Genomic DNA, 22,723 nt, shown 5'->3' with positions numbered 1-22,723 from the left:
ATCGATGCGAACCCCGTCGAAGCTTCGGTTTCGGCGGGTTTTTTTATTCGCGGATACGTTGCGAAAAGCCGTCCCGTCCACCCGCGAGCGCTCTTGCGTCGATTGACGCGCGTTTGCGTGCTTCCTCCAGCGTGCCGCCATTCTCGATCCAGCCGTGATCGTACAGATAACCGGGCAGGTAGCCTGACAGGAGGATGCGGTAGTCGAACGGGAAGGTCGGATCCAGCACCCGCGCCATGTGGAAGATGATCGTGGTGCAGTTTGCGGTCAGCGTATTATAGAATTTCGGCTGCTCTGCCAGCTCATTGCCAAGCTCGACATAGGACAGGAAAAGTTCGCGCGCGCCCACCGGCGGCAGCTTCACGCGGTAGCGATAGACGTTTTCCTTGCGGACATTGGTGCGCAGATAAATGATGTCCTGCTCTTCGGCGGCAATCATCGCCAGCTCATATTTGCGGAAGAAACCGGCGATGGGCGAATAGACTTCATGGTGTTCGCGGCGGATTTCGCCGGAAAAGACCACATGACGGCCATCCTCGAAGCCGAATGACAGAAGCGTATGGGCGATTGCCGGGCCCGACCAATAGGACAGATAAACGTCTACCGTCGCAATCTTGCTGAGGTCGTAGGTTTCGTCTTTCCAGTTGGGCGTAAAATCTTCTGTCGTTCGCCAGGTGAAATCGCGGACATTGGAAAGGGTGACGATGTCGCCATTGATCTTTCCCGTCACCGTGCGGGCGACGTCGGGCGCCCAGATGCGGTTGAGGGAGGGGCGGACTGTGGACCATGCCCCGAGCATCACCAGCGCCAGAAGGCAGAAGACCAGTCGCCTGCGCCAGCAGCTGTAATGTCTTTCGCCTGCAATCACGCCCAGAGCGATCAGAAGCCAGACGGCGATGATCGATCCGCGCATGGCATCGCCGAAGGGCAACTGGAACCACATGGCAAAGCTGGCCCATATCGCAAAGATAAGGACGAATAAAATGAAGACGAACTTGCCTGCGATGCGGACGGGAGCCGATTTCAGGAGAGATGACATATGCATTCCGTATTCGTCGGTTGCCGCTGTCAGGAATTATTCTGTGTGCGGAAATCGGCGGGATACTGACATGATTTGCATCCCTATGTCATGGGGTAACGGTTAGAATAGTAAATTTAAGTTTCTACATTAGAAACCGTAGAAAGTTATTGGTGTGTCAGGGCTTATTTCTTTACTGCCATTGCTTCGCCGCGCGGGCGGGAAACAGGCTTGCGGTTGCGGGCGTGCGGACGCACCAGACGCCATAGAAGCAGTGCGCTGACGATCCCGGCATAGATGACCGGTTCGGCGGGCCAGCTTTTCACCGACATGATGAAATGGATCGCGCCGCCAGCGATTGCGACATAGACCAGCTTGTGCAGGCTGTTCCAGCGGCGGCCGAGCTTGCGGATCGACCAGTTGTTGGAGGTCAGCGCCAGCGGCACCAGCAGGACCAGACTGATCATGCCGATGGTGATGAAAGGCCGTCGCAGGATATCGGTGACGATGGCGGAAATGTTCAGGCCCTGATCCAGCACCATATAGGTGGCGAAGTGCATCAGTGCATAATAGAAGGCGAGCAGGCCGAGCGCCCGACGGTAGCGCAGAAAAGCCATGCCTGTCAGGTCGCGGATCGGCGTTACCAAGAGGGTCAGAATGAGAAAGCGCAGAGCCCACAGGCCAAGCGTGTGTTCGAAAGTCTTGACCGGATCGGCACCAAGGTTGCCGCTTGCGCCCAGATAGAACGTCCAGACTGCCGGAACGAAACCGACCGCATAGAGCAGCCAGATCTTCCATTCACCGGGACGAACTGTCTTCTTTTTGCCTGTCTGGGCCGCTGCTGCCATGTCAGTAATTCACCTTCAGGTCCATGCCCGCATAAAGCGAGGCGACTTCCTCGCCATAACCGTTGAACGGCAAGGTGGGGCGGCGGCCCGAACCCAAAAAACCGCCTTCGCCAATACGCCGTTCGGTCGCCTGGCTCCAGCGCGGATGATCGACCTCCGGATTCACATTGGCATAGAAGCCATATTCGTTGGCGGCCTGCTGCTGCCATGAGGTTGGCGGCTGCTTTTCGACAAAGCTGATCTTCGTGATCGCCTTGATCCCCTTGAAACCGTATTTCCAGGGCACCACGAGCCGGATCGGCGCGCCGTTCGCATTGGGCAATGTCTCGCCGTAAAGGCCGACCGAAAGGATCGTCAGCGGATGATTGGCTTCGTCGAGACGCAGACCCTCGATATAGGGCCAGTCGAGAACCTGAAAGAGGCCGGTCTGGCCCGGCATTTCTTCCGGTCGCACCACGCCGGTAAAGGCGATGTATTTGGCGGAACCAAGCGGCTCCACCTGCGACAGAAGGCTTGCGAGCGGAAACCCGATCCACGGAATGACCATCGACCATGCCTCGACGCAGCGCATCCGATAGATGCGTTCTTCAAGCGGCATCCTGGCAATCAGTTCCTGAATGTCGAATTCCTTCGGCTGTTTCACGAGGCCATCGACGGTGAGCTTCCAGGGCCGCGGCTTGTAGCTGCCGGAATTGGCGGAAGGGTCGCTCTTGTCGGTGCCGAATTCATAGAAATTATTGTAGGTCGTGACAGCATCCTGCGGTGTGAGCTTTTCATCGACCTTATAGGCGGAAGCCTTCGCCTTGAGCGGTTCGGCAAAGGCGGTTGATGCAACACCAGCCGCGGCCAGCGCACCCGCGCCAACCATGAAGTTGCGACGGTTCAGATAGAGGCTCTTGGGCGTCACCGCGTCATAAGTGAGACGGGCGGATGAAAAACGCCCGGGTTTGAAGCTGCTCATGGTCTCTCCCACTTCCAAAACGATTAGCCTGCTGTTGCAGATACGATCCCACGTAAAGGCGTCAAAAGCATGGATAATTTGCGAACACGATGTTGTTCACGCATTGTTGAGATCGCGTGAAGGCGTAACAGAATTGTAACACAATGTAACTTTTCGTGCATTCTGCCATATTCTCGCTAAAACTCTGCTGTTAACGGCATTACATTAGCGCATCCCGAAAGCGCTTCCCGCAAAAGCATGGGCGATTTCGGAGAGATGTGTCGGGTCATGTGATTATCGCCGGCAGGGGTGGGGACGCACCCGGGAAGAGCTGCCTTCAAACCTTCGTTAACGTCTCATTGGCTATATTGAGATCATGGTAAAGAAGATGTTTATTGCCGCTTTGGCGGCAGCTGCATTCACGGTGGCGGCTGACTCGGCTCTGGCCGAAGGACAGCCCGTTTCGACGAACGGTCAGGGCAAGGTTCTGAGCGCTATTGCTGCATCGATGAAAGAAGAGCAGGGCGCTCCCAAGCTGGGTGAAGGCGTGACAATGCGCGAGAAGAAAATGGATACGGAAACGACCCCGGAACAGAATTTTTCGCGCAGCAAGCAGTTCATTCATCGCTTCTACAAACCGGAAAATGCTTCGAATGAACTGGTGATCCTGCTGCACGGTTCGGGCGGCAATGAAACCAGCCTTGTGCCGCTGGCTTCCAAGATCTGGCCGCGCGCCACACTGCTCGGCATTCGCGGTCGCGTGATGCAAGATGGCGGTACACGCTGGTACAAGCGCATCTCGCCGGTCAAGTTCGACCAGAAGGACGTGAAGCTCGAAGCCAATGCATTCGTGACCTTTTTGACGCGTCTGGCCGATGACAAGGATCTCGACCTCACCCACGCAACCTTCGTGGGCTATTCGAACGGCGCCAATCTTCTGGCTGCAACCATGATGCTGCACCCCGATCTGGTGAAGCGCGCCATTCTGATGCGCTCGATGCCGGTTCTGGATAACGCTCCTGTCGCCAATCTGAGCAAGGCGCGCGTTCTGACCATCACAGGCGAAGAGGACAAGCTCTACTCACCGTTTGCGCCAGCGCTTTCCGCACTTCTGCGCTCCGGTGGCGCCCGCGTCGATGCCCGCACCATCGATGCGGATCATATGCTGGGTGAAAAGGATATCGCTGCCATCACTCAATGGGTGGCATCGCTCGGACCAGATGGTGCGCCTGCGGTTGCAAGACGCGGACAATAATATCGACTTGATTGAAGCCCGGTCAGTTTCCCTGATCGGGCTTCGCGATCATGCATCTGCGCGGTAGCGAAAGTGACCGGTAATGGGAAACTCAAACAGCCGGTCTTCTATCCGGGTTCCCGCACCAATATTGTGAACAACCAACAGACGTGTGCCCTCGGCATTATAGCGCTGTGTAACGATGGCTATATGCGGCAGGTTTCCCGGAAGCATCTGCGCGACGAGATCGCCGGGACGATAATCCTCAGCAACTTTTGTAACCGGTAAGGCCGCTTTGCTCCTGTTGAAAAAAACGGCAAGGTTCGGCACGCGACGGTGGTCGATATTCGGGTCGGGGCGCTTCAGGCCCCAGTTTCTCGGATATTGCGTGAAAGCTTTCCGCATATCTTTGTGAACCAAGGCCTGCAGGTCCGCATTCAACCCCTGCCGATAGGCGCGGATGATGACATCGGTGCAGACGCCTCGATCGAGAGGAACGTCCCCGCCGGGATATTTCAGCTGCGTATAGGCGGGGTCATAGTGAACCGTCGTTCCCACCTGGCTTTCCGCTGCCGCAATCAGCTTTTGTGCCCACGGTTCAACCTCAGCGGCAGGGGCGGTTGCGAAAGTCTTTTCAACGAGCAGATTTGTCGAAAAGACTGCCGATACTCCGCCGAGGACAATAGAACGACGTGAAAGCATACTGAAATTCTCTTCCTCCTGTATGAACAGGATAAAACCGCTGAAGATGGATTACGATTGTTGGTCCGGTGTTGGTATGGTCTATTAGCAACTCTAGATTTAAATAAGGAAATCGTATGATTCTAAGAAGTGCTAAAGGTTCTTCTGTCCTGATGGCCGTAATTGGTGCGGCTCTTGTGGCAGGCGGATTTTATTACCAAGCCAGTGGTTCGTCTGTTTCCAGCGCGGATCAACAGCGCTGCGAACAAATCATCCAGAATATTTATGGTGATAATGCCGATGCCAAATCGTCGTTGCTGCCGAAATGCAACGAGCCCGGCATGGTCGCGATGATGGATGCCAGGGCTGGTGGCTCTGGCGCGTCGGAAGCTGCTGCAGCCATTGCCTCTGCCAATCAGACCGACATAACGTCGAATGCATTGGGTTATGGGGTGATGGGCGTCGGTGTTGCGCTGGTGATTTCGGGTCTTTTCGGTATGGCTCGTGCCAAACGAAACGGTCAGGTCTGAGGATCTGCAAGCAGTCTGCTTGTGTGGATGAAACGGGGAATCAGTCCGTTGGACTGTTTCCCCCGCGACCTGCGGCTTCTGTTCAGGAATTAGAGCGCCGATCTGATTGAATCAGATCGGCGCTCTAATCATTTGTTTTTACGCGCATCTTTTCCGAAAACCGTTTCACACTTTTCGGGATGCGCTCTAATCCGCTATCGAAACCACACCGCAATCCCCGGCCTCGGAGCCGAAGACGAGGCGTTGGCCCTGTTCATCCCAGCCCATGCTGGTGATAGCGCCTTTGCCGGGGCGGCGCAGCAGAACTTCCTTGCTGTCGGCGAAACGAGCAACCAGGATCATGCCGTCATTATAGCCGATGGCTGCAATGTCCTCGACCGGATGGCAGGCAACGGATGTCACCATGCTATCGCCACGAAGACCGAGTTCCAGGGGAGCCTTGCCCATCGGGCCGTCTTTGCCCGCAAAAGGCCAGACAATTGCTGCCGGGGCGCCGGAGGTGGCCAGCCACTTGGCCTTGGCGCTCCACGACCAGTCTTTCACCTTGGCCGGATAGCCGGTCATGCGCATGTGCTTCGTATCTTCGAGACGCCAGCCATGCAGGGCATTTTCCTGCATCGAGGTGATGAGGAAGCGACCATCGGGTGAAAAGATTGCGCCGATATGTGCGCCTTTCCATTCCAGTTCGACAGGCTTCGCCGCCGTTCCGGTCCAGATCAGGGTTGCACCATTATAGCGGGCAATCGCCAGCCGCTGGCCCTTTGGCGCAAAGGCAATGCCTTCGACGCTGCGTTCCTGCGCAAATTCCTGCACCTTGCCGTCAGACGTGCGCACCCAGGCGGTGCGACCCGATGCAAAACCGACAGTTCCGCCGGGGCCTGCTGCCACGGCGGTCATCCATTTGCGCGGGATCTTCGCAAGTTCAGTTACCGTCCCATCGGCGTCGGTACGGCACACGCGACCGTCTTCGCCGCCAGTGATGAGCGACTTTCCGTCAACGGAAACGGTCGCGCTCAACAGTCCGTCATGGGCTGCCGAAGTCTTGCTGCCGTTGTTGAGCTGATGGATCGAGCCATCGGCCATTGCGAAGAAGGGAATGCCGCCGACAAAGCGCGCATAAAGACAATGACCTTCAAGGTCGAGCGGAGCTACTGTAGGCATCGGCTTCCGGTATTGTTCTAGAGCGTGTTTCGATCTGATTGAATCAGATCGGCGCTCTAACTGTTTGTTTTAACGCGCATCATATCCGAAAACCGTTTCACACTTTTCGGGATGCGCTCTATTGATAAAAGCATTTCCAGCAAATGCTTGGCGCAGTTCTACTGGAAATGCATAAAAATGGACAGATAGAGCATTTCACGGTTCGAACAGAACCGGAAGCGCTTTATCGGGCCTGACTGTTTTCGAAGCCGGCCTTCAGGGCGGCGGGGTCGAGTTCACGTCCGATGAAGACGAGGCGGCTTTCACGCTTTTCGTCTTCCTTCCAGGCACGCTGGTGGTCACCTTCGATAATCATGTGCACACCCTGGACCACATAGCGGTCCGGATCGTCCTTGAAAGCGATGATGCCCTTGAGGCGCAGAATGTTCGGGCCTTGCGTCTGGGTGATGTTCTGAATCCACGGGAAGAATTTCGCCGGGTCGATTTCACCAGCCCTGAGCGATACTGACTTCACCGTCACATCATGGATCGGCGAGGCGTGATCGTGGTGATGGTCATGACCGCAGTCGGGACCGCACACATGGTCATGGTCATGATGGTGGTCATGATGATCGTGATCATGCGCATGATGATGATGTCCATGGTCGTGACCATGATGGTCATGATCATGGTCGCAATCCGGTCCGCATACGTGATCGGGATGATCATGGTCGAGAAAGTGCGGATCGTTGTCCAGAACGCGCTTCAGGTCGAAGGCGCCGCGATCCAGCACGCGGTCGAGCGGAATGGAGGCGCGCTCGGTGCGGTGGATGATGGCATGCGGGTTGATGGCGCGAACGGTCGCCTCGATGGCCGCCAGCTCCTGCGGCGTCACGAGATCGGTCTTGTTGATGAGCACCACATCGGCAAAGGCGATCTGGTCTTCCGCCTCGCGGCTGTCCTTCAGGCGCAGCGGCAGATGCTTGGCATCGACAAGGGCGACAACGGCGTCGAGACCGGTCTTGGCACGCACGTCATCATCCATGAAGAAGGTCTGCGCAACCGGAACCGGATCGGCAAGGCCGGTCGTTTCCACAACGATGGCGTCGAAACGACCCGGACGGCGCATCAGGCCTTCCACCACGCGGATCAGGTCGCCACGCACGGTGCAGCAGATGCAGCCATTGTTCATTTCATAGATTTCTTCGTCCGACTCGACGATCAGGTCGTTGTCGATGCCGATCTCGCCGAATTCATTGACGATCACGGCGTAACGCTTGCCGTGATTTTCGGTCAGGATACGGTTGAGAAGAGTGGTCTTTCCCGAACCCAGATAACCGGTCAGAACGGTCACGGGAATGCGGCCAGCTTCAGTGGTCGTCTTGGTTTCAGACGGAGCTTCGGTTTGGGCTTCAGCCTGGCTCATGGTTATGCCTCTTGAAGTTGTGGCCTTTTGAAATCGTGGTCCGGGATGGCCAGTGCGCGGCCAGCGCGAGCGGCACAGCACCGAAACCTCGGATAGGACAATTCATATAAGGGAAGGGCAGCGTGAATGCCATATGCAATGCTATAATATTACATTCGCCTAATCACATTCACGCCAGTTGGAACACGGGCCTTGCAGTGTCTAACCTGCCTGATTGGCGAGACGTTGCAATTCGAACCGGGCGAGATCGAACCTGTCGACATCGCGCAGCAGTTCGATAAAGCCCGTCACCGCGTTGGTGATCAGCTTTTCCCCGGCTTCTGCCGTTGCGGCAGCAGCGTTGCCTGCAACCCCTTCCGGGTTGAGATCGTGCATCTTCCAGCCGAAGGCATGAGGGCCATAGGCGCGCAGGAACTTGAATTCCTCGGCGTAACGTGACTGGGCGTTGGAGAAATTGCGTGCCTTCGACATGTCCACCAGATCGGGGCGCAGCGCCAGCATCACCGATGTCTCGATGAAACCGCCATGAATATCGAGCGCTTTTTCCTCCGGCGTAATCAGGCCCTCCGGCAGGCCGAAGCGGGTCCAGCTTGTGGCGACCGCCAGCATATCGAGCCGCGTGCGCAGTTCCGTTGCGACAATTGTCATCAATGGCGAATTTCCGCCATGCGCGTTCAGCATGACCAGTTTGCGAATGCCGCCAGCGTGAAGGTTTTCACCAATGCCGATCCACTGGTTCACGGCCTCGGCGAAGGCGAGGCTCTGGGTCCCTTCCGTATCCATGTGTTCGATGGAATAGCCGACCGGCTGTGCAGGCAGGAAATTGACGTTCAACTCGGCAGGCAGCGCATCGCTGACACGCGCGACAATGCCTTCGGCGATGATCGTATCCGTTTCAAACGGCAAATGAGGCCCATGCTGTTCGTGAGCGCCAAGGGGCAGAACGACAATCATGTCGCTGTTTTGATCGCGCAGATCGGTCATGTTTTCCTCGCTTTTTTCATTTCATGGAGCCCCAGAGCGTAACGTCCGTTAGCCATGACAGCAACCGGGCCTTGTTGTTTCATAAGTCGGACAATATTTTACGATATATGAATGGATGGGACTATCGATCAGGCGACAGCAACTGGTTTATTTTGAACAGCGTATCTTGTCCGAAAACCATTGGATGCTTTTCGGGATGCGCATCAAAGTGCCAACAAGGGCGAGGTGGCGATGAGCAAGGACAATAAGGCGGTTGTACTTTACCGGCTGCAATCCGTGGCAAGACTGTCGCGGACGGTGCTGGCCACGCGGCTTCTGGAACAGGGGCTCTATGCAGGGCAGGATGCAGTCATGCTGCAGCTGGCTGCGGAAGACGGACTGACGCCGGGCGTGCTTGCACAGCGGCTGGGTGTGCGTCCGCCGACCATCACCAAAACCATTGCGCGTCTGCAGGGGCAGGGGTTTGTGGCAAAGCGCGCCTCGGAGACCGATCAGCGCCAGTCGCATGTCTATCTGACGCAGACCGGTCTCGAGACTATCAAGGCGATCGAGAAATCCATTCGCAAGACTGAAAAGGACATGCTGAAGGGGCTCGACAAGAAAGATCGCAAGACCTTCCTCAAGATGCTGAGCCGGATGGAGAGCAATCTTGCGCTTCGCGGCGTCACGCGCATTCCCGATGAGCCTGAAACGGAAGTGCTTGAAGAGGACGACGTGGAATAGGCCTGTCGCTTATCAAGCTCTAACTATTTGTTTTGACGCGTATCTTGGCGGGAAACCGTGAAACACTTTTCAAGATGCGTGCTATCGAAAATGCTTCCAATTCAAGGTTTGCAATGGCATAACCGTTCGCAAGACGAACGGTCGCGTCTCACCTTGTCAGGTTGCGGCCGCGTCTCCGACTGCGGCACGGACCATTTTGGGGAGGCGACTTGGCCCAGAAAATAAAGCTATCGACCATCGCGGATGCGCTTGGTGTTTCGACAGCCACAGTTTCGCTCGCTTTGCGCGACAGTCCCCTCGTTGCCGACCAGACCCGCGAGAAGATCAAGGAACATGCCCGCGCCATCGGTTATATCTATAACCGTCGCGCTGCGAGCCTGCGCACCTCACGCTCCGGCATTGTCGGCGTCGTGGTGCATGACATCATGAATCCGTTCTTCGCGGAAATTCTCAAATCCATCGAAACGGAACTGGACCGCTCGCGGCAGACCTTCATCCTGTCCAACCATTACGATCAGCTCGAAAAGCAGCGCACCTTCATGGATACGCTTTTGCAGCTCGGCGCGGATGGGGTCATTATGTCGCCCGCTATCGGCACGCCGCCGGAAGACATCCAGCTTGCGGAAGATAACGGCCTGCCGGTCGTGCTGATCGCGCGTAGCGTCGAGGGTGTTCATGCGCCGGTTTTCCGGGGTGACGATGCCTATGGTATCGGCCTTGCCACCAATCACCTTATTTCGCTCGGTCATACGCGCATCGCGATGATCGGCGGCACGGACCAGACCTCGACGGGCCGTGACCGTTATCGCGGCTATGTGCAGGCCATGGAAAAGGCCGGGCTCGAGGTTCGCCCCGACTGGCGCATTGCCGGGCCGCGCACGAAGCAGGGCGGCTTTGAAGTCGCGCCGCAATTTCTGGCGCTGAAAGACAAGCCGACGGCTGCGGTCTGCTGGAACGATCTGACCGCCATCGGCCTGATGAACGGCATTGCTCGCGCCGGGCTGGTGCCGGGCGAGGACATTTCCGTGACCGGCTATGACGATCTCGAGGAAGCGGCGATCGCAACGCCAGCGCTGACGACCGTCTGGAACGGACAGCGTGAAGTGGGACGCCGTGCCGCTCGCGCACTGCTGGACCAGCTCAACGGCGTCGAGGTTTCTTCGATGCAGGAACTTATCAAACCGGAACTGCATATCCGGCAATCGACATCCAAGCCGAAACACGGCTGATTTCCCCCGCTCCGGCTCCGGTTGCAGCCTTTGGGTTGACCGGTCGCCGGTCCCTCACGAACTGCGACATGCTGTCCAGAGGAATCCAGAGGAATATTGTCATGACCAAGCGCGACGCAACCGTTCTGGTGCTCGGAAACTTCAACGATTATGCCGTCGAGCGTCTGTCCGGTGAGTTTTCGGTGCGCCGCATACCACGCGGTGACGCGGCGCTGGTCGATGCCGACTGGGCAGGCGACATATATGGTATTGCCAGCATGTCCACCGTCGATGCGGCGCTGATCGATGCATTGCCCAATCTGAAAATAATCGGCAATTTTGGCGTCGGTTATGATGCGGTCGATGCAAAACATGCCGGTACGAAAAATGTCATGGTCACCAATACGCCTGACGTCCTGACCGATGAAGTAGCCGATACGGCGCTTGGCCTTCTGATTGATACGGTGCGGGAATTGTCGAAGTCGCAGGAATTCCTGCGTGCAGGCAATTGGGTGAAGGAAGGCCGCTATCCGCTGTCGAAGCTATCCTTGCGTGGGCGCAAGGTCGGCATTTTCGGCCTTGGCCGCATCGGCAAGGCGGTCGCCCATCGTGTCGAAGCTTTCGGACTGCCGGTTTCCTATCACAATCGTCGCAAGGCTGAAGGCGTCGCCTACGATTATTATCCGACCCTGCTCGAGCTGGCCAAGGCGGTGGACACACTTATTCTGGTCGCACCGGGCGGCGCGGAAACCGCGAAGGCAGTCAATGCCGAAGTGCTGAAGGCGCTCGGTCCGGACGGTGTGCTGATCAATGTCGGGCGCGGTTCGCTGGTTGATGAAGATGCGCTGGCCGCAGCGCTGAACGATGGCACAATCGCTGCTGCAGGTCTGGATGTTTTCGCGAACGAACCGTCAGTGCCACAAGGCCTGCTTGATGCGCCCAACACGGTTTTGCTGCCGCATATCGCATCCGCATCGCAAAAGACCCGTCAGGCCATGGCGGATCTGGTGATCGATAATCTCATTGCATGGTTCGACACCGGCAAGGCGATCACGCCGGTGCCGGAAACGGTGCATGCGCAAGGTTAAAGCAGTCTGTCAGGCGAGTAGGGGAATATGTTTTGATTGCGGACGACCGCAACGAACTTTTACCCCTACTGTCCTACTGCCCGATGTTGACGCACAGCCTCTCCGAACGCCTCGAATATCTTGCGCGACGGAGCATCGGAATGCGCCCAATATTCCGGGTGCCACTGCACGCCGACGACAAATCCCTTCGCATTCTTCACGGAGACGGCTTCAACCGTACCGTCTTCGGCCACCGCCTCGACTTCAAGCTGCGGTGCAAGCTTGTCGATGGCCTGACGGTGAACGGAGTTCACGCGCACGCTTTCTTCTTTGAGGATTTCCGCAAGGCATGAGTTCGGGTTGAGCTTGATCGGGTGCTGGATGGCGAAGCGCTCGGCCTGGCTTTCGGATTCCGGGGCGCGGTGGTCCATCCGGCCTTCCATTTCCTGAATTTCGGTGGCGAGTGTGCCGCCCAATGCGACGTTCAGCTCCTGTATGCCGCGGCAGATGGCCAGCACCGGAACACCTTTTTCGATGGCTGCGCGGATGAGTGGCAGCGATGTCGCATCGCGGGCATTGTCATAGGGCTCGAACGCGGCGCTCGGTTCGACGCCATAAAGCGCCGGATTGACGTTGGATTTGGAGCCTGTGACGAGAACGCCGTCCACCGCATCCAGAATGGCATCGAGATCCATCTTGTCGCCAAAACTTGGCACCAGAAGCGGCGTTACACCTGCGACGTCGATGGCGGCTGCCAGATATTGCTGGGGTGCTGCGTGCCAGGTGTAGTTTTCAAATGGCTTCACATCTGTCGGCACGGCAACGAGAGGGCGAGAAGTCTTGGGCATAATGTTCGTATCCACCAGTCGGATTATGCTCTTATCTGCGCTGTTCCTTACTTCTCCGCAATGGGTCGCGCAATCACGAACAGGTGTCGTCTTTCGGCTGCGCCATAGGTCTTTCGTCGTGCCTTCTGTGTATTGTGTTGATTTGAGCCGATTTTTACGGTCGAAGATGGTTCAAATGCCGATCTCTATATTCTAGGAAGGTATAAAGAGGGATTGGCAGTTGAGGGGATGAATGACTGACGATCAGCTTTTCTCCGTCAGGGGCAAGGTTATTGCCGTGACGGGAGGGTCTTCGGGGTTGGGCCTGCGCATGGTTCATGTGCTGGCGGGGCACGGTGCGCGCGTGATTTCGATCTCGCGCACCCATGCAGGCGAAAGCATTTGCCCATCGGGCGGCGAAGTGCTCGAAATCATGGCGGATGTAACCCATCCGGATGAAATCGTGCGTGCTTTTGACGAAGCGGAAGAGCGCTTCGGACCGATAACGACGCTCTTCAACAATGCCGGTGTCGCGCATATGGCACGCGCGCTCGACACGACGCGCGATATGCTGGAGCATATATTCGAGGTCAATGTCGCCGGTGCGTTTTTTGTGGCGCAGGAAGCAGCGCGCCGCATGATCGAACGCGGCGAGGGCGGCTCCATCGTCAATACGACCAGCATCCTGGGCGAGCGTCCGCAGAAGGGTGCCGCTGCCTATTCCATGTCCAAGGCCTGCGTGACGCAGATGACGCGGGCGCTGGCGCTGGAATGGGCCACGCACGATATTCGCGTCAACGCGATTTCCCCTGGATGGTTTCCAACGCGAATCAATGAAGACCAGCTGCAAGGTCCTGCCGGGGGCTACTTCAAAGGGCGGAACCCGATGCGGCGCCTCGGCGAGCCTGAGGATCTGGACGGGGTTGTGCTGATGCTGGCTTCCGATGCCAGTCGCTATATGACGGGTTCCGTCATTACCGTGGATGGCGGTCATCAGCTCTGACAAGGTTGGAAGTTTCTTTAGCGGTTATTTCCCGCGTCGTGACTTGTATGGCAGGTTTTTTCTCTAACGGACGGGGGTCTGGCGGTAGAATATCCACATCGACTAATCTGGATTAATTCTCGGGAATGCGGAAACTAACCTGTCCCTGTTCTCCCATTTTAGCCATTTCAGTAATATTAGGACGACTAAAACATGTATGCCGATGGTTGTGATTGCCCGTTGAGGGTTGTGCGTCTGTGGTTTTCCTTAAAAAATATCTGAATACATCTTATGGTGGTTGTCGTGACAGCTTGTGGTTTAATATCCCGAAAGATATTTTTAAGTCATTAGTGCGATATTGCCTCCCCGTATAAGGGATAAATGCATCGATATGTGGCAAAGCCGTAAACCTGAGATACCTGCAGATGTGCGGCTATCTTTTCTCAGAGCGCTGTATGGTAATCGTACCACGCTCTGGTTTGGCTTGCTCGCGCACGTTGTAGCCTGTGTCGTCATCTATGTGAAAACCGATGACTGGCGCTATCTGGTTTTTGGCGGTGTGTTCGCCATCATTGCTGTTGGTCGCATCTTCGACATGCACAAGTTCGACCAGGCAAAACAGCAGTCGCTGTCCCATGCCGATCTCGACCGCTGGGAAACACGCTATCTGATCGGCGCATCCGCCGTCTGCCTGACGCTCGGCATGTTGTGTTTCTTCTCAAGCTATGTGCTCAGGGATTCCTTTGCCGAACTTGCCAGCCTGACCGTGCTGCTTGCTTCGGTCGTTTCCATTGTGGGCCGCAATTATGCATCGGCGAAAGCCGTTGTTCTGATGTCGGCCTGCACGCTGATTCCGGTTCTGGCCGGGCTTATTCTGGCGGGAACGCCGTTTCACGTCATCATTGGCCTGCTGCTGATCCCGTATTTCCTGTCCAACATCCAGATGGCAAACGGTCTGCGCGAGTTTCTCTTCGCTGCAGTCATGGGCAAACGTCGCCTGTCCATTGTGGCCGGGCGTTTCGATGCGGCGCTCAACAACATGCCGCAGGGCTTGCTGATGTTCGACAGCCAGCAGCGCATTGCGGTCATCAACAATAAGGCCAAGGCGATGTTGCAGATCGCCGAACACACCAAGCTGCATGGCCGCAAGCTCGATGTCCTGCTGCGCTATTGCGCGAAGAAGGGACTGTTTCCGCAAAACGACCTGAAAAGCGTGCATGTGCGCATGCAGGATCTTCTGCTGGGCAAGCGCACGCGCGATATTTTCCAGCTTTCGAACCAGCGTTATATCGAATGTATCGGCAATCAGACCCTCAATGAGGGGGCCGTCCTGATGTTCGAGGATGTGACGCAGCGCGTGGAAGCGGAAGCGCGCATTCAGCATATGGCGCGTTATGACGGCCTGACAGGCCTGCCGAACCGCAATTATTTCGAAACCCTGGTGCGATCCATGCGTTCCCACCAGCAAGCAGGCACGCAGGCTGCGCTTATCGTCATCGACATCAATCATTTCAAGCATGTCAACGATACGTTGGGGCATCATACCGGTGACGTATTGCTGCGCCTGTTTGCAGAGCGGCTGAACTCGCTCGATCCGCAGCGTTTCGTCGCGTCACGCTTCGGCGGCGACGAATTCGTGGTGTTCGTCTTCAATCTGCGCAGCGAGGCCGACGTTGCAGGCGTGATGGATCATATCATGACCGTCGTGACCGGCGTCTACGATCTCGACGGCGATCAGGTGCATATCGATATCAGCGCGGGCATCGCGATCGAGGAAATCGGAAGATGCGATGTCGGCAGCATGCATATCAGCGCCGATCTGGCGCTCTACGAAGCCAAAAGCATGGAAGACAAGCCCTGGTCCATCTTCATCGATGCGATGGACACCAAATATCGCGGGCGCCAGAAACTCAAAGCCGATTTGCGGCTTGCCATCGAGCATGGCGAGATCAAGGTCGTCTATCAGCCCATCGTCAGCGCGCAGTCCCTGCGCGTTGTTGCGTGTGAAGCGCTGGCGCGCTGGGAGCATCCGCAGCTTGGCTTTGTGCCGCCTGCGGAATTCATTCCGCTTGCGGAAGAAATGGGCATCATCACCGACATTACCCGCTTCATGCTGGCGCAGGCCTGTGCCGACTGTCTGTCATGGGGCGACCGCATCGGCGTTTCGGTCAATCTTTCGGCCATCGATCTGAAAAGCAATGACATCGCCCGCGACATCGCCAATGCCTTGCAGAAATCAGGCCTTCCGGCTCACCGCCTTGAGGTGGAAGTGACGGAAAGCGCCATCATCTCGGACCGCAACAAGACTTCGATGGTGTTGCAGCGGCTCAAGAATGCCGGGATCAATATCGCGCTGGATGATTTCGGCACCGGCTATTCCAGTCTCAGCTATCTCAACACCTTGCCATTGACCAAGGTGAAGGTCGACCGTTCCTTCGTGCGCGACATCACCACCGACCGGCGCTCGCTCATGCTGCTTCGCGGCGTTACCCAGCTTTCGCACGAGCTTGGGCTGGGCGTGACAGTCGAAGGTGTCGAAACAGAGGAACAGCTTGCGCTGATCCGTGTGGCGGCGGGTGCCGATCTCGTACAGGGCTATCTTCTCGGTATGCCTGTGCCTGTGGAAGCGATCAGCGCTATGACCACGAAAGCCGCAGCGCGCCGCGACGGCGGGCGAACCGTCGCCTGATTATTTCAGATTTAACTGTTTGTGTTGGACGAGCTTCTCGCGGTTTTTCAAAGTACTGCGAAGTGTTTGGCATGTCTCATCTACGACGCTCAATGTCGTTGCCACTTCTCGTGTAAATCACAGGAATTTGAATATAAATATAATAATTGGGATTTTTTGAGATGCACGTATCATGCTCTTAATGTCTTAGGAGGATGTATATAAGTATTTCGTTATTTGCTTATAAAATGTCTATCAAATTCAATTTGAATATTTAAAGGGGAGGCGATGAAACGATTTTTTCGCTATGCTTTATATGGACTGATCGGGCTTGTTGTTCTTGCCGGTGTTGGTACTGCGGTCTTCTGGACGAAAATCCACGAAAGCTGGGCGGTCTATCAATATGCCCAGATGTTCAGGGGGCCGGAAATTTTTGAAAACTTCCGCAATGTTTACAGGCGCTATCCATCGGTGCGAATCCCGCATGAGGGCGAAGTCAGCCAGTTGGCGAAAGAAGAGCGGCCCTTGCCGGAGACTTTTGTCTACAAGGGTGAGACCCGCAAGATTTCCGACTGGCTGAAGCGCGGCGGCACGACCGGTTTCATTGTTCTGAAAGACGGCGTGATCGTCCACGAGGAATATGATCACGGGAATACCGAGGCCACCCAGAGCATCGCATTCTCCATGTCGAAATCTGTCGTTTCCTTCCTTGTCGGCAATGCCGTTCGGGACGGTCTGATCGATATCAACCAGCCGGTCGACCGCTATGCGCCGGTGCTGGCCGAGGGCGGATACAAGGGCGTGACGGTCAAGAACGTGCTGCAGATGGCGTCTGGCATCGGATTTAACGAGAACTATGGTGATCTCAATTCCGATATCGTTCGGTATGCTGTCGAACTTCTGACTGGCTCGATCACAAATTTCACCGCGCATCTGAAAAATGAACGCCCCCAGGGAACGCTCAGCCACTATGTGTCGGCGGATACGCATGTGCTCGGGCTGGTTCTGGAAGGCGCGACTGGTGTTCGTTTTCAGGATTATTTGAAAGACAAACTCTGGTCAAAGCTTGGCGCGGAAGCCGATGTCTACTGGGCGGTGGATCCCACCGGTGAAGCTGCTGCCGGGGCCGGTATGAACGCCGTTCTTCGCGATTATGCACGTTTCGGCCTGCTCTATCTCAATGAGGGTCGCAACTTCAAGGGCGAGCAGCTTGTGCCGGCGCAATGGGTGCACGATTCGGTAACGCCGGATGCGCCTTATCTGATGCCCGGTCGCAAGGATGCACTGGGCAAGATTCCGTTCGGTTATGGCTATCAGTGGTGGACGCCGGTTGACTGGCAAGGCGACTATAGTGCCGTTGGCATCTATGGGCAGTTCATCTATGTCAATCCTGCCAAAGGTGTCGTCATTGCCAAGACCTCGGCATATTCCAATTACAATGTCGACGGGCAGGATATGAAGGACGAAACGATGTATGCGTTTCAGGCTATCGCCAACGCGCTTTGAAGGCTCGTTTTCAAATCAAGGCAAATTCGTGAAATGGCCCCTGATGGGGCCATTTTGCATTTTTATCGCGTTCGTCACGTGTAAAAGCACAATCCAATTGTGGCGAAGGAGTGTTTTTTATGGGGCAATAAAAAGGCAATGCAAAAAGTTATATCTTTACACGCTGATAAAGGCGCATATTCTGCGCACTGATTTGTGGGGTGCGGAAAATCGATTGCATGACGAATACAGCTGTTACAGGCGATAAACCGCCATTGTCCAATTTCGCGCGACAGCTGTTGCAGTTTCTCGACCGGGTGGAATATCGCCGCATCGTCCATGCGGAGGACCTCGAGGAAATCGGCCGTCTGCGTTACCGTTCCTACCGGACGCGCAATGTCATGCATGAGGCGGAAGTGCCGTCTATCGTTGATGATATCGACCGCGATAGCCATGCCTTCGTCTATGGCGTGTATGTGGACGGGCAATTGGTCAGCACGCTGCGCATCCATCATATTACGCCCGATCATCGTCGCGGCACGAGCTATGCATTGTTCCCGGATATTCTTGATCCGCTGCTCAATAGCGGCATGCATTTTGTCGATCCGACCCGTTTTGCCGCCGATCCCGAGCTATTGAGCGAATATCCGGCCATTCCCTATATCACGCTGCGCATAGCGGCGATGGCATCCGAATTTTTCGCGGCAGATCAATGTCTTGCCTCGGTGAAGCCGGAACATATGGCGTTCTATAAGCGCATATTCGGCACCTCTGTCATGGCCGATGCGCGCGAACATGAAGGCTATGGAATCAGGGTCGGGCTTGGTTCCGCACCTATCCGCAATATTCGCGATGCGGTGGCGGTGCGCTTTCCGTTTTTCAAGTCGCAGCCGCATGAACGCCATGCGATGTTTGGTGACATGCGCAGCAGTTCCGTGCCGCTGACGATTTTGCCGACGGCGAAATATACTGGCCTCGGCGTATAAGAATCTAAAAACATCGCCGGATATTAAACAATTAAATGTAGCCAGAGGGGTGGTTTCGCTTTACGAAGATTGCGGAACCGCTTCTGCGGAGAGAGGGTGGTGCGACGAAAAGCCTTGCTGTCAAAGCATCGGTTTGTTCGGTCGCGCATTGAAGATTGCAGTTATTTTCGCTTAACATGACGGTGTATGGGCGGAAATTCTGAATGGGTGGAACTAAAATGGCAGAACATCATACGACGGCTCCGGCTGAACTTGGCGCACCGATGGATTATTCCGAGCATGAGAAAACTTATGCCGGTTTCACGGGCCTGGTTAAATGGGGCACGGTGGCGCTCGTCGCCCTTATGATTGCCATGGCGTTCGGCTTTTTTGCTGGTGGTTTCTTCTCTGCGACCGTTCTTTTCATTCTAGTTTGTGTCGCTGCCTGGTTCATCCTCTAGCGCATCCTTTCGTTGCCGGATGGAGACCAACCGGTGACGCACGATGCAGCTTTGGTGCTGAACCGGGATTAACCCGCACGATTTGATCGAATGCCTTGGCATGGGGTACCGTGCCGAGGGTTTATGCATGTCTGTAGTTCATTTTTAGAGCGCATCCCGAAAAGTGTGAAACGGTTTTCGGACCAGATGCGCGTTACAAAACAATAGTTAGAGCGTGTTTCGATCTGATTCAATCAGTTCGAAACGCGCTCTAAAAGGGCTTCTTCCCGGAAGCCCGTAATGCCGCCTGACCGGGGGAACCCCGGAAGAACGCCACGAAAGGGAAACCAGCTTGGCCCAGACGTTATTTATCCCGAAAGAGAGTGACCCCAGCGAGACCCGCGTTGCTGCGTCGGCGGAGACGGTGAAGAAGTTCATCGCGCTCGGTTTCGACGTTGTGGTGGAAAAAGGCGCTGGCGAGAAATCGCGCATTCCCGATGCCGAGTTTACGGCAGCCGGTGCCCGCATCGGCACAGTGGCGGATGCCAAAACGGCGGATGTGGTGCTCAAGGTGCGGCGTCCGACGGACGCGGAACTCAAAGGGTATAAATCGGGCGCAGCGCTCTTCGCCATGCTTGATCCCTACGGACATGAAGACGCCGTGGCGGCACTCGCCAAGGCCGGAATTTCGGCTTTCACGATGGAGTTCATGCCGCGTATCACCCGTGCGCAGGTGATGGACGTCTTGTCGTCGCAGGCCAATCTCGCCGGTTATCAGGCGGTGATCGATGCGGCGGAAGTCTATGACCGCGCCATGCCGATGATGATGACGGCAGCGGGCACCGTGCCTGCCGCCAAGGTGTTTGTAATGGGGGCAGGCGTTGCCGGTCTTCAGGCCATTGCAACGGCGCGCCGTCTCGGTGCTGTCGTGACGGCAACCGACGTTCGCCCCGCCGCCAAGGAGCAGGTCGCTTCGCTCGGCGCGAAGTTCATCGCCGTTGAGGACGAAGAGTTCAAGGCTGCGGAAACTTCCGGCGGCTACGCCAAGGAAATGTCGAAGGAATATCAGGCGAAGCAGGCCGCACTTGTTGCCGACCATATCGCCAAGCAGGATATCGTCATCACAACGGCGCTCATTCCGGGGCGTCCGGCGCCGCGTCTGGTTTCCAAGGAAATGGTCGCTTCCATGCGTCCGGGTTCCGTGCTGGTCGATCTCGCGGTCGAGCGCGGCGGCAATGTCGAAGGCGCAGTTGCGGGTCAGATCGCTGACGTGAACGGTGTCAGGATCGTCGGTCACCTCAATGTGTCGGGCCGCATCGCCGCGAGCGCATCGCAGCTTTATGCACGCAACCTGATCGCCTTCGTCGAAACGCTGGTCGACAAGGAAGCCAAGGTCCTGAAAATCGACCCGGAAGAAGAGCTGGTCAAGGCTACGCTTCTGACCCATCAGGGCAAGATCCTGCATCCGGCGTTCGCCAAGGCTGAGACAGCACCGGCTCCGGTTGTTGTTGAAAAGGCTGCCAAGCCAAAAGCCGCGCCGAAACCGAAAGCGGAAAAACCGGCAGCAAAGGCAGCGGCGCCGAAGGCAGCTGCCAAACCTGCGAAAAACGCACCTGCAAAGGCGCCGAAGACGACGTCTTCCCCCAAGTCTCCAGTTGATGGAGGAGAGGCATAATGGCCGATACAAATCTCGACAAAGCCCTTGAGGGCCTTAATCAGGCTGTGGACGCCGTGCGTCAGGCCGCGGAAAACGCCGGTGGTCTGGGCGATGCTGCGGCGGCTGCCGCGCATGCCGCATCGGGCGGCGCGATCGATCCGTTCGTGTTCCGCTTTGCGATTTTCATTCTGGCGATTTTCGTCGGCTATTATGTGGTGTGGTCGGTCACGCCTGCGCTGCACACCCCGCTGATGGCCGTTACCAACGCCATTTCATCGGTGATCGTGGTGGGCGCGCTTCTGGCCGTCGGCCTTTCGCTTTCGGGCTGGGCAACCGGCTTCGGTTTCATTGCGCTCATTCTGGCGAGCGTCAACATTTTTGGCGGCTTCCTGGTCACCCAGCGCATGCTCGCCATGTACAAGAAAAAAGAAAAGTGAGGCTGAACCATTATGAGCGTTAATCTCGCAGCCTTCCTTTATCTCGTTTCCGGCGTGTTGTTCATTCTGGCGCTGCGCGGCCTGTCGCATCCGACGACCAGCCGTCAGGGCAATATGTATGGCATGATCGGTATGGCGATTTCCATCGTCACCACGCTTCTGCTGGCGCGTCCAAGCTTCGGCGGTTTGGTCCTGATCGTCATCGGTATTGCCATCGGTGGCGGTATCGGTGCCGTTATTGCCCGCCGCATCGCCATGACGGCCATGCCGCAGCTTGTTGCCGCGTTCCACTCGTTGATCGGCCTTGCCGCCGTTCTGGTGGCCGCTGCCGCAATTTACTCGCCGCATTCCTTCGGTATCGGCGAAGTGGGCCAGATCCACGGTCAGGCGCTGATCGAAATGTCGCTGGGCGTGGCTATCGGCGCAATCACCTTCACAGGCTCGATCATCGCCTTCCTCAAGCTTGACGGTCGCATGTCGGGCAAGCCGATCATGCTGCCGGGACGCCATGTCATCAACGCCGCTCTGGCCGCAGCCATCGTGTTGCTGGTCGTTGTGCTGGTGAACACCGAAAGCCATTTCGTGTTCTGGCTGATCGTGCTTCTGTCGCTGGTGTTCGGCGTGCTGATCATCGTGCCAATCGGCGGCGCAGACATGCCGGTCGTGGTCTCCATGCTCAATTCCTATTCGGGCTGGGCAGCGGCAGGCATCGGCTTCACGCTCGGCAATCTGGCGCTGATCATCACCGGCGCGCTGGTCGGCTCTTCGGGCGCGATCCTGTCCTACATCATGTGTAAGGGCATGAACCGTTCGTTCATCTCGGTCATTCTCGGCGGCTTTGGCGGCGATACGTCCGGCGGTCCGGCTGGCGAGGTCGAACAGCGCCCGGTCAAGCAGGGTTCTGCCGACGATGCGGCCTTCATCATGAAGAACGCTTCCAAGGTCATCATCGTGCCGGGCTATGGCATGGCTGTGGCGCAGGCGCAGCACGCGCTGCGCGAAATGGCTGACAAGCTGAAGGCCGAAGGCGTGGAAGTCAAATATGCCATCCATCCGGTGGCCGGTCGTATGCCGGGCCATATGAACGTGCTTCTGGCCGAGGCCAACGTGCCTTACGATGAAGTGTTCGAGCTGGAAGACATCAATTCGGAATTCGCGCAGGCCGATGTGGCTTTCGTGATCGGCGCGAACGACGTCACCAATCCGGCGGCGAAGACCGATCCGAAGTCACCGATCTTCGGCATGCCGATCCTCGATGTCGACAAGGCTGGCACGGTTCTGTTCATCAAGCGCGGCATGGGCTCCGGCTACGCGGGCGTGGAAAACGAACTGTTCTTCCGCGACAACACCATGATGCTCTTCGCCGATGCGAAGAAGATGGTGGAGAGTATTGTGAAGGCCCTCGATCACTAGTCCTTCGATATTCGGGTTCTGGCGGCCTGCAAATGGCGCGGTTCTGCGCT

General features: G+C 56.5%; 21 protein-coding genes. 13 read left to right on the top strand and 8 right to left on the bottom strand.

The window, feature by feature from the left end:
• Positions 1–43: 43 nt before the first annotated feature.
• From ABDF71_RS11980 to msrP, 3 genes are all read right to left on the bottom strand, one after another.
• Positions 44–1,039 carry an Lnb N-terminal periplasmic domain-containing protein gene (locus ABDF71_RS11980; RefSeq protein ID WP_029929320.1) on the bottom strand — a complete coding sequence of 332 codons (996 nt, stop codon included), beginning with the start codon at positions 1,037–1,039 and terminating at the stop codon, positions 44–46.
• Positions 1,040–1,203: 164 nt separating this feature from the next.
• Positions 1,204–1,866 carry a protein-methionine-sulfoxide reductase heme-binding subunit MsrQ gene (gene msrQ / locus ABDF71_RS11975; protein WP_500061585.1) on the bottom strand — a complete coding sequence of 221 codons (663 nt, stop codon included), beginning with the start codon at positions 1,864–1,866 and terminating at the stop codon, positions 1,204–1,206.
• A 1-nt stretch (position 1,867) separates the two neighbouring features.
• Positions 1,868–2,827, bottom strand: a complete 960-nt coding sequence (gene msrP / locus ABDF71_RS11970; protein ID WP_500061584.1) for a protein-methionine-sulfoxide reductase catalytic subunit MsrP — start codon at positions 2,825–2,827, stop codon at positions 1,868–1,870.
• Between the two features lie 355 nt (positions 2,828–3,182).
• On the opposite strand from msrP, the gene ABDF71_RS11965 reads away from it, so the two are divergent.
• Positions 3,183–4,061, top strand: coding sequence for an alpha/beta hydrolase (locus tag ABDF71_RS11965; protein ID WP_151665068.1), 879 nt, complete (start codon positions 3,183–3,185; stop codon positions 4,059–4,061).
• Between the two features lie 48 nt (positions 4,062–4,109).
• On the opposite strand, the gene ABDF71_RS11960 is transcribed toward ABDF71_RS11965, so the two are convergent.
• Positions 4,110–4,742 carry a DUF1287 domain-containing protein gene (locus ABDF71_RS11960; protein WP_500061583.1) on the bottom strand — a complete coding sequence of 211 codons (633 nt, stop codon included), beginning with the start codon at positions 4,740–4,742 and terminating at the stop codon, positions 4,110–4,112.
• A gap of 116 nt (positions 4,743–4,858) precedes the next feature.
• On the opposite strand from ABDF71_RS11960, the gene ABDF71_RS11955 reads away from it, so the two are divergent.
• Complete coding sequence (locus tag ABDF71_RS11955) at positions 4,859–5,251, top strand: hypothetical protein (protein ID WP_050897434.1); 393 nt, start codon at positions 4,859–4,861, stop codon at positions 5,249–5,251.
• 186 nt (positions 5,252–5,437) lie between these two features.
• Here ABDF71_RS11955 and ABDF71_RS11950 read toward each other — a convergent pair whose 3' ends face one another.
• From ABDF71_RS11950 to ABDF71_RS11940, 3 genes are all read right to left on the bottom strand, one after another.
• On the bottom strand, positions 5,438–6,412 hold the full coding sequence (locus ABDF71_RS11950; RefSeq protein WP_010659440.1) for a WD40 repeat domain-containing protein: 975 nt from the start codon (positions 6,410–6,412) through the stop codon (positions 5,438–5,440).
• Between the two features lie 223 nt (positions 6,413–6,635).
• Positions 6,636–7,817 carry a CobW family GTP-binding protein gene (locus tag ABDF71_RS11945; RefSeq protein ID WP_151615423.1) on the bottom strand — a complete coding sequence of 394 codons (1,182 nt, stop codon included), beginning with the start codon at positions 7,815–7,817 and terminating at the stop codon, positions 6,636–6,638.
• Between the two features lie 201 nt (positions 7,818–8,018).
• The gene (locus ABDF71_RS11940) at positions 8,019–8,801 is read right to left on the bottom strand and encodes a creatininase family protein (protein WP_010659442.1); all 783 of its coding nucleotides are present in this window, start codon (positions 8,799–8,801) and stop codon (positions 8,019–8,021) included.
• Between the two features lie 231 nt (positions 8,802–9,032).
• Between ABDF71_RS11940 and ABDF71_RS11935 the strand changes: the two genes are divergently transcribed.
• The 3 genes from ABDF71_RS11935 to ABDF71_RS11925 all read left to right on the top strand — a co-directional run bounded on the left by ABDF71_RS11935 (position 9,033) and on the right by ABDF71_RS11925 (position 11,820).
• Positions 9,033–9,524: a MarR family winged helix-turn-helix transcriptional regulator gene (locus tag ABDF71_RS11935; protein WP_012091455.1), complete on the top strand. Its 492-nt coding sequence runs from the start codon at positions 9,033–9,035 to the stop codon at positions 9,522–9,524.
• A gap of 209 nt (positions 9,525–9,733) precedes the next feature.
• Positions 9,734–10,753 (top strand): LacI family DNA-binding transcriptional regulator, encoded by a 1,020-nt coding sequence (locus tag ABDF71_RS11930; RefSeq protein ID WP_006471199.1) that lies wholly within the window; start codon positions 9,734–9,736, stop codon positions 10,751–10,753.
• A gap of 101 nt (positions 10,754–10,854) precedes the next feature.
• A complete protein-coding gene (locus ABDF71_RS11925) occupies positions 10,855–11,820 on the top strand; it encodes a 2-hydroxyacid dehydrogenase (protein ID WP_029929311.1) in 966 nt (321 codons plus the stop codon).
• Between the two features lie 65 nt (positions 11,821–11,885).
• On the opposite strand, the gene ABDF71_RS11920 is transcribed toward ABDF71_RS11925, so the two are convergent.
• On the bottom strand, positions 11,886–12,647 hold the full coding sequence (locus tag ABDF71_RS11920; protein WP_080900350.1) for a gamma-glutamyl-gamma-aminobutyrate hydrolase family protein: 762 nt from the start codon (positions 12,645–12,647) through the stop codon (positions 11,886–11,888).
• A 232-nt stretch (positions 12,648–12,879) separates the two neighbouring features.
• Here ABDF71_RS11920 and ABDF71_RS11915 point away from each other — a divergent pair, with 232 nt between their 5' ends.
• The 8 genes from ABDF71_RS11915 to ABDF71_RS11880 all read left to right on the top strand — a co-directional run bounded on the left by ABDF71_RS11915 (position 12,880) and on the right by ABDF71_RS11880 (position 22,673).
• On the top strand, positions 12,880–13,629 hold the full coding sequence (locus ABDF71_RS11915) for an SDR family NAD(P)-dependent oxidoreductase (RefSeq protein WP_010659446.1): 750 nt from the start codon (positions 12,880–12,882) through the stop codon (positions 13,627–13,629).
• A 370-nt stretch (positions 13,630–13,999) separates the two neighbouring features.
• Positions 14,000–16,297 carry a putative bifunctional diguanylate cyclase/phosphodiesterase gene (locus ABDF71_RS11910; RefSeq protein WP_151615420.1) on the top strand — a complete coding sequence of 766 codons (2,298 nt, stop codon included), beginning with the start codon at positions 14,000–14,002 and terminating at the stop codon, positions 16,295–16,297.
• Between the two features lie 267 nt (positions 16,298–16,564).
• Positions 16,565–17,782 carry a serine hydrolase domain-containing protein gene (locus ABDF71_RS11905; protein ID WP_500061582.1) on the top strand — a complete coding sequence of 406 codons (1,218 nt, stop codon included), beginning with the start codon at positions 16,565–16,567 and terminating at the stop codon, positions 17,780–17,782.
• Positions 17,783–18,000: 218 nt separating this feature from the next.
• Complete coding sequence (locus ABDF71_RS11900; RefSeq protein WP_010659449.1) at positions 18,001–18,747, top strand: N-acyl amino acid synthase FeeM domain-containing protein; 747 nt, start codon at positions 18,001–18,003, stop codon at positions 18,745–18,747.
• A 218-nt stretch (positions 18,748–18,965) separates the two neighbouring features.
• Positions 18,966–19,187: an aa3-type cytochrome c oxidase subunit IV gene (locus ABDF71_RS11895; RefSeq protein WP_010659450.1), complete on the top strand. Its 222-nt coding sequence runs from the start codon at positions 18,966–18,968 to the stop codon at positions 19,185–19,187.
• Positions 19,188–19,518: 331 nt separating this feature from the next.
• Positions 19,519–20,841 carry a Re/Si-specific NAD(P)(+) transhydrogenase subunit alpha gene (locus ABDF71_RS11890; RefSeq protein WP_151615418.1) on the top strand — a complete coding sequence of 441 codons (1,323 nt, stop codon included), beginning with the start codon at positions 19,519–19,521 and terminating at the stop codon, positions 20,839–20,841.
• Positions 20,841–21,260 carry a proton-translocating transhydrogenase family protein gene (locus ABDF71_RS11885; RefSeq protein ID WP_029929302.1) on the top strand — a complete coding sequence of 140 codons (420 nt, stop codon included), beginning with the start codon at positions 20,841–20,843 and terminating at the stop codon, positions 21,258–21,260. The genes ABDF71_RS11890 and ABDF71_RS11885 overlap by 1 nt, the downstream gene beginning before the upstream one ends.
• A 12-nt stretch (positions 21,261–21,272) precedes the next feature.
• A complete protein-coding gene (locus ABDF71_RS11880; protein ID WP_010659453.1) occupies positions 21,273–22,673 on the top strand; it encodes an NAD(P)(+) transhydrogenase (Re/Si-specific) subunit beta in 1,401 nt (466 codons plus the stop codon).
• The last annotated feature ends 50 nt before the right edge of the window (positions 22,674–22,723 follow it).

The sequence above is a fragment of the Ochrobactrum sp. WV_118_8 genome, assembly GCF_039631535.1.
In the GTDB taxonomy this organism is placed as follows: domain Bacteria; phylum Pseudomonadota; class Alphaproteobacteria; order Rhizobiales; family Rhizobiaceae; genus Brucella; species Brucella anthropi.
This window is presented reverse-complemented; position numbering and strand designations above follow the sequence as displayed.

Coding starts and splice junctions, on each gene's coding strand:
- ABDF71_RS11980 (WP_029929320.1), bottom strand. CDS start 1,039: ATGTCATCTCTCCTGAAATCGGCTCCCGTCCGCATCGCAGGCAAGTTC.
- msrQ (WP_500061585.1), bottom strand. CDS start 1,866: ATGGCAGCAGCGGCCCAGACAGGCAAAAAGAAGACAGTTCGTCCCGGT.
- msrP (WP_500061584.1), bottom strand. CDS start 2,827: ATGAGCAGCTTCAAACCCGGGCGTTTTTCATCCGCCCGTCTCACTTAT.
- ABDF71_RS11965 (WP_151665068.1), top strand. CDS start 3,183: ATGGTAAAGAAGATGTTTATTGCCGCTTTGGCGGCAGCTGCATTCACG.
- ABDF71_RS11960 (WP_500061583.1), bottom strand. CDS start 4,742: ATGCTTTCACGTCGTTCTATTGTCCTCGGCGGAGTATCGGCAGTCTTT.
- ABDF71_RS11955 (WP_050897434.1), top strand. CDS start 4,859: ATGATTCTAAGAAGTGCTAAAGGTTCTTCTGTCCTGATGGCCGTAATT.
- ABDF71_RS11950 (WP_010659440.1), bottom strand. CDS start 6,412: ATGCCTACAGTAGCTCCGCTCGACCTTGAAGGTCATTGTCTTTATGCG.
- ABDF71_RS11945 (WP_151615423.1), bottom strand. CDS start 7,817: ATGAGCCAGGCTGAAGCCCAAACCGAAGCTCCGTCTGAAACCAAGACG.
- ABDF71_RS11940 (WP_010659442.1), bottom strand. CDS start 8,801: ATGACCGATCTGCGCGATCAAAACAGCGACATGATTGTCGTTCTGCCC.
- ABDF71_RS11935 (WP_012091455.1), top strand. CDS start 9,033: ATGAGCAAGGACAATAAGGCGGTTGTACTTTACCGGCTGCAATCCGTG.
- ABDF71_RS11925 (WP_029929311.1), top strand. CDS start 10,855: ATGACCAAGCGCGACGCAACCGTTCTGGTGCTCGGAAACTTCAACGAT.
- ABDF71_RS11920 (WP_080900350.1), bottom strand. CDS start 12,647: ATGCCCAAGACTTCTCGCCCTCTCGTTGCCGTGCCGACAGATGTGAAG.
- ABDF71_RS11915 (WP_010659446.1), top strand. CDS start 12,880: ATGACTGACGATCAGCTTTTCTCCGTCAGGGGCAAGGTTATTGCCGTG.
- ABDF71_RS11910 (WP_151615420.1), top strand. CDS start 14,000: ATGTGGCAAAGCCGTAAACCTGAGATACCTGCAGATGTGCGGCTATCT.
- ABDF71_RS11905 (WP_500061582.1), top strand. CDS start 16,565: ATGAAACGATTTTTTCGCTATGCTTTATATGGACTGATCGGGCTTGTT.
- ABDF71_RS11900 (WP_010659449.1), top strand. CDS start 18,001: ATGACGAATACAGCTGTTACAGGCGATAAACCGCCATTGTCCAATTTC.
- ABDF71_RS11895 (WP_010659450.1), top strand. CDS start 18,966: ATGGCAGAACATCATACGACGGCTCCGGCTGAACTTGGCGCACCGATG.
- ABDF71_RS11885 (WP_029929302.1), top strand. CDS start 20,841: ATGGCCGATACAAATCTCGACAAAGCCCTTGAGGGCCTTAATCAGGCT.
- ABDF71_RS11880 (WP_010659453.1), top strand. CDS start 21,273: ATGAGCGTTAATCTCGCAGCCTTCCTTTATCTCGTTTCCGGCGTGTTG.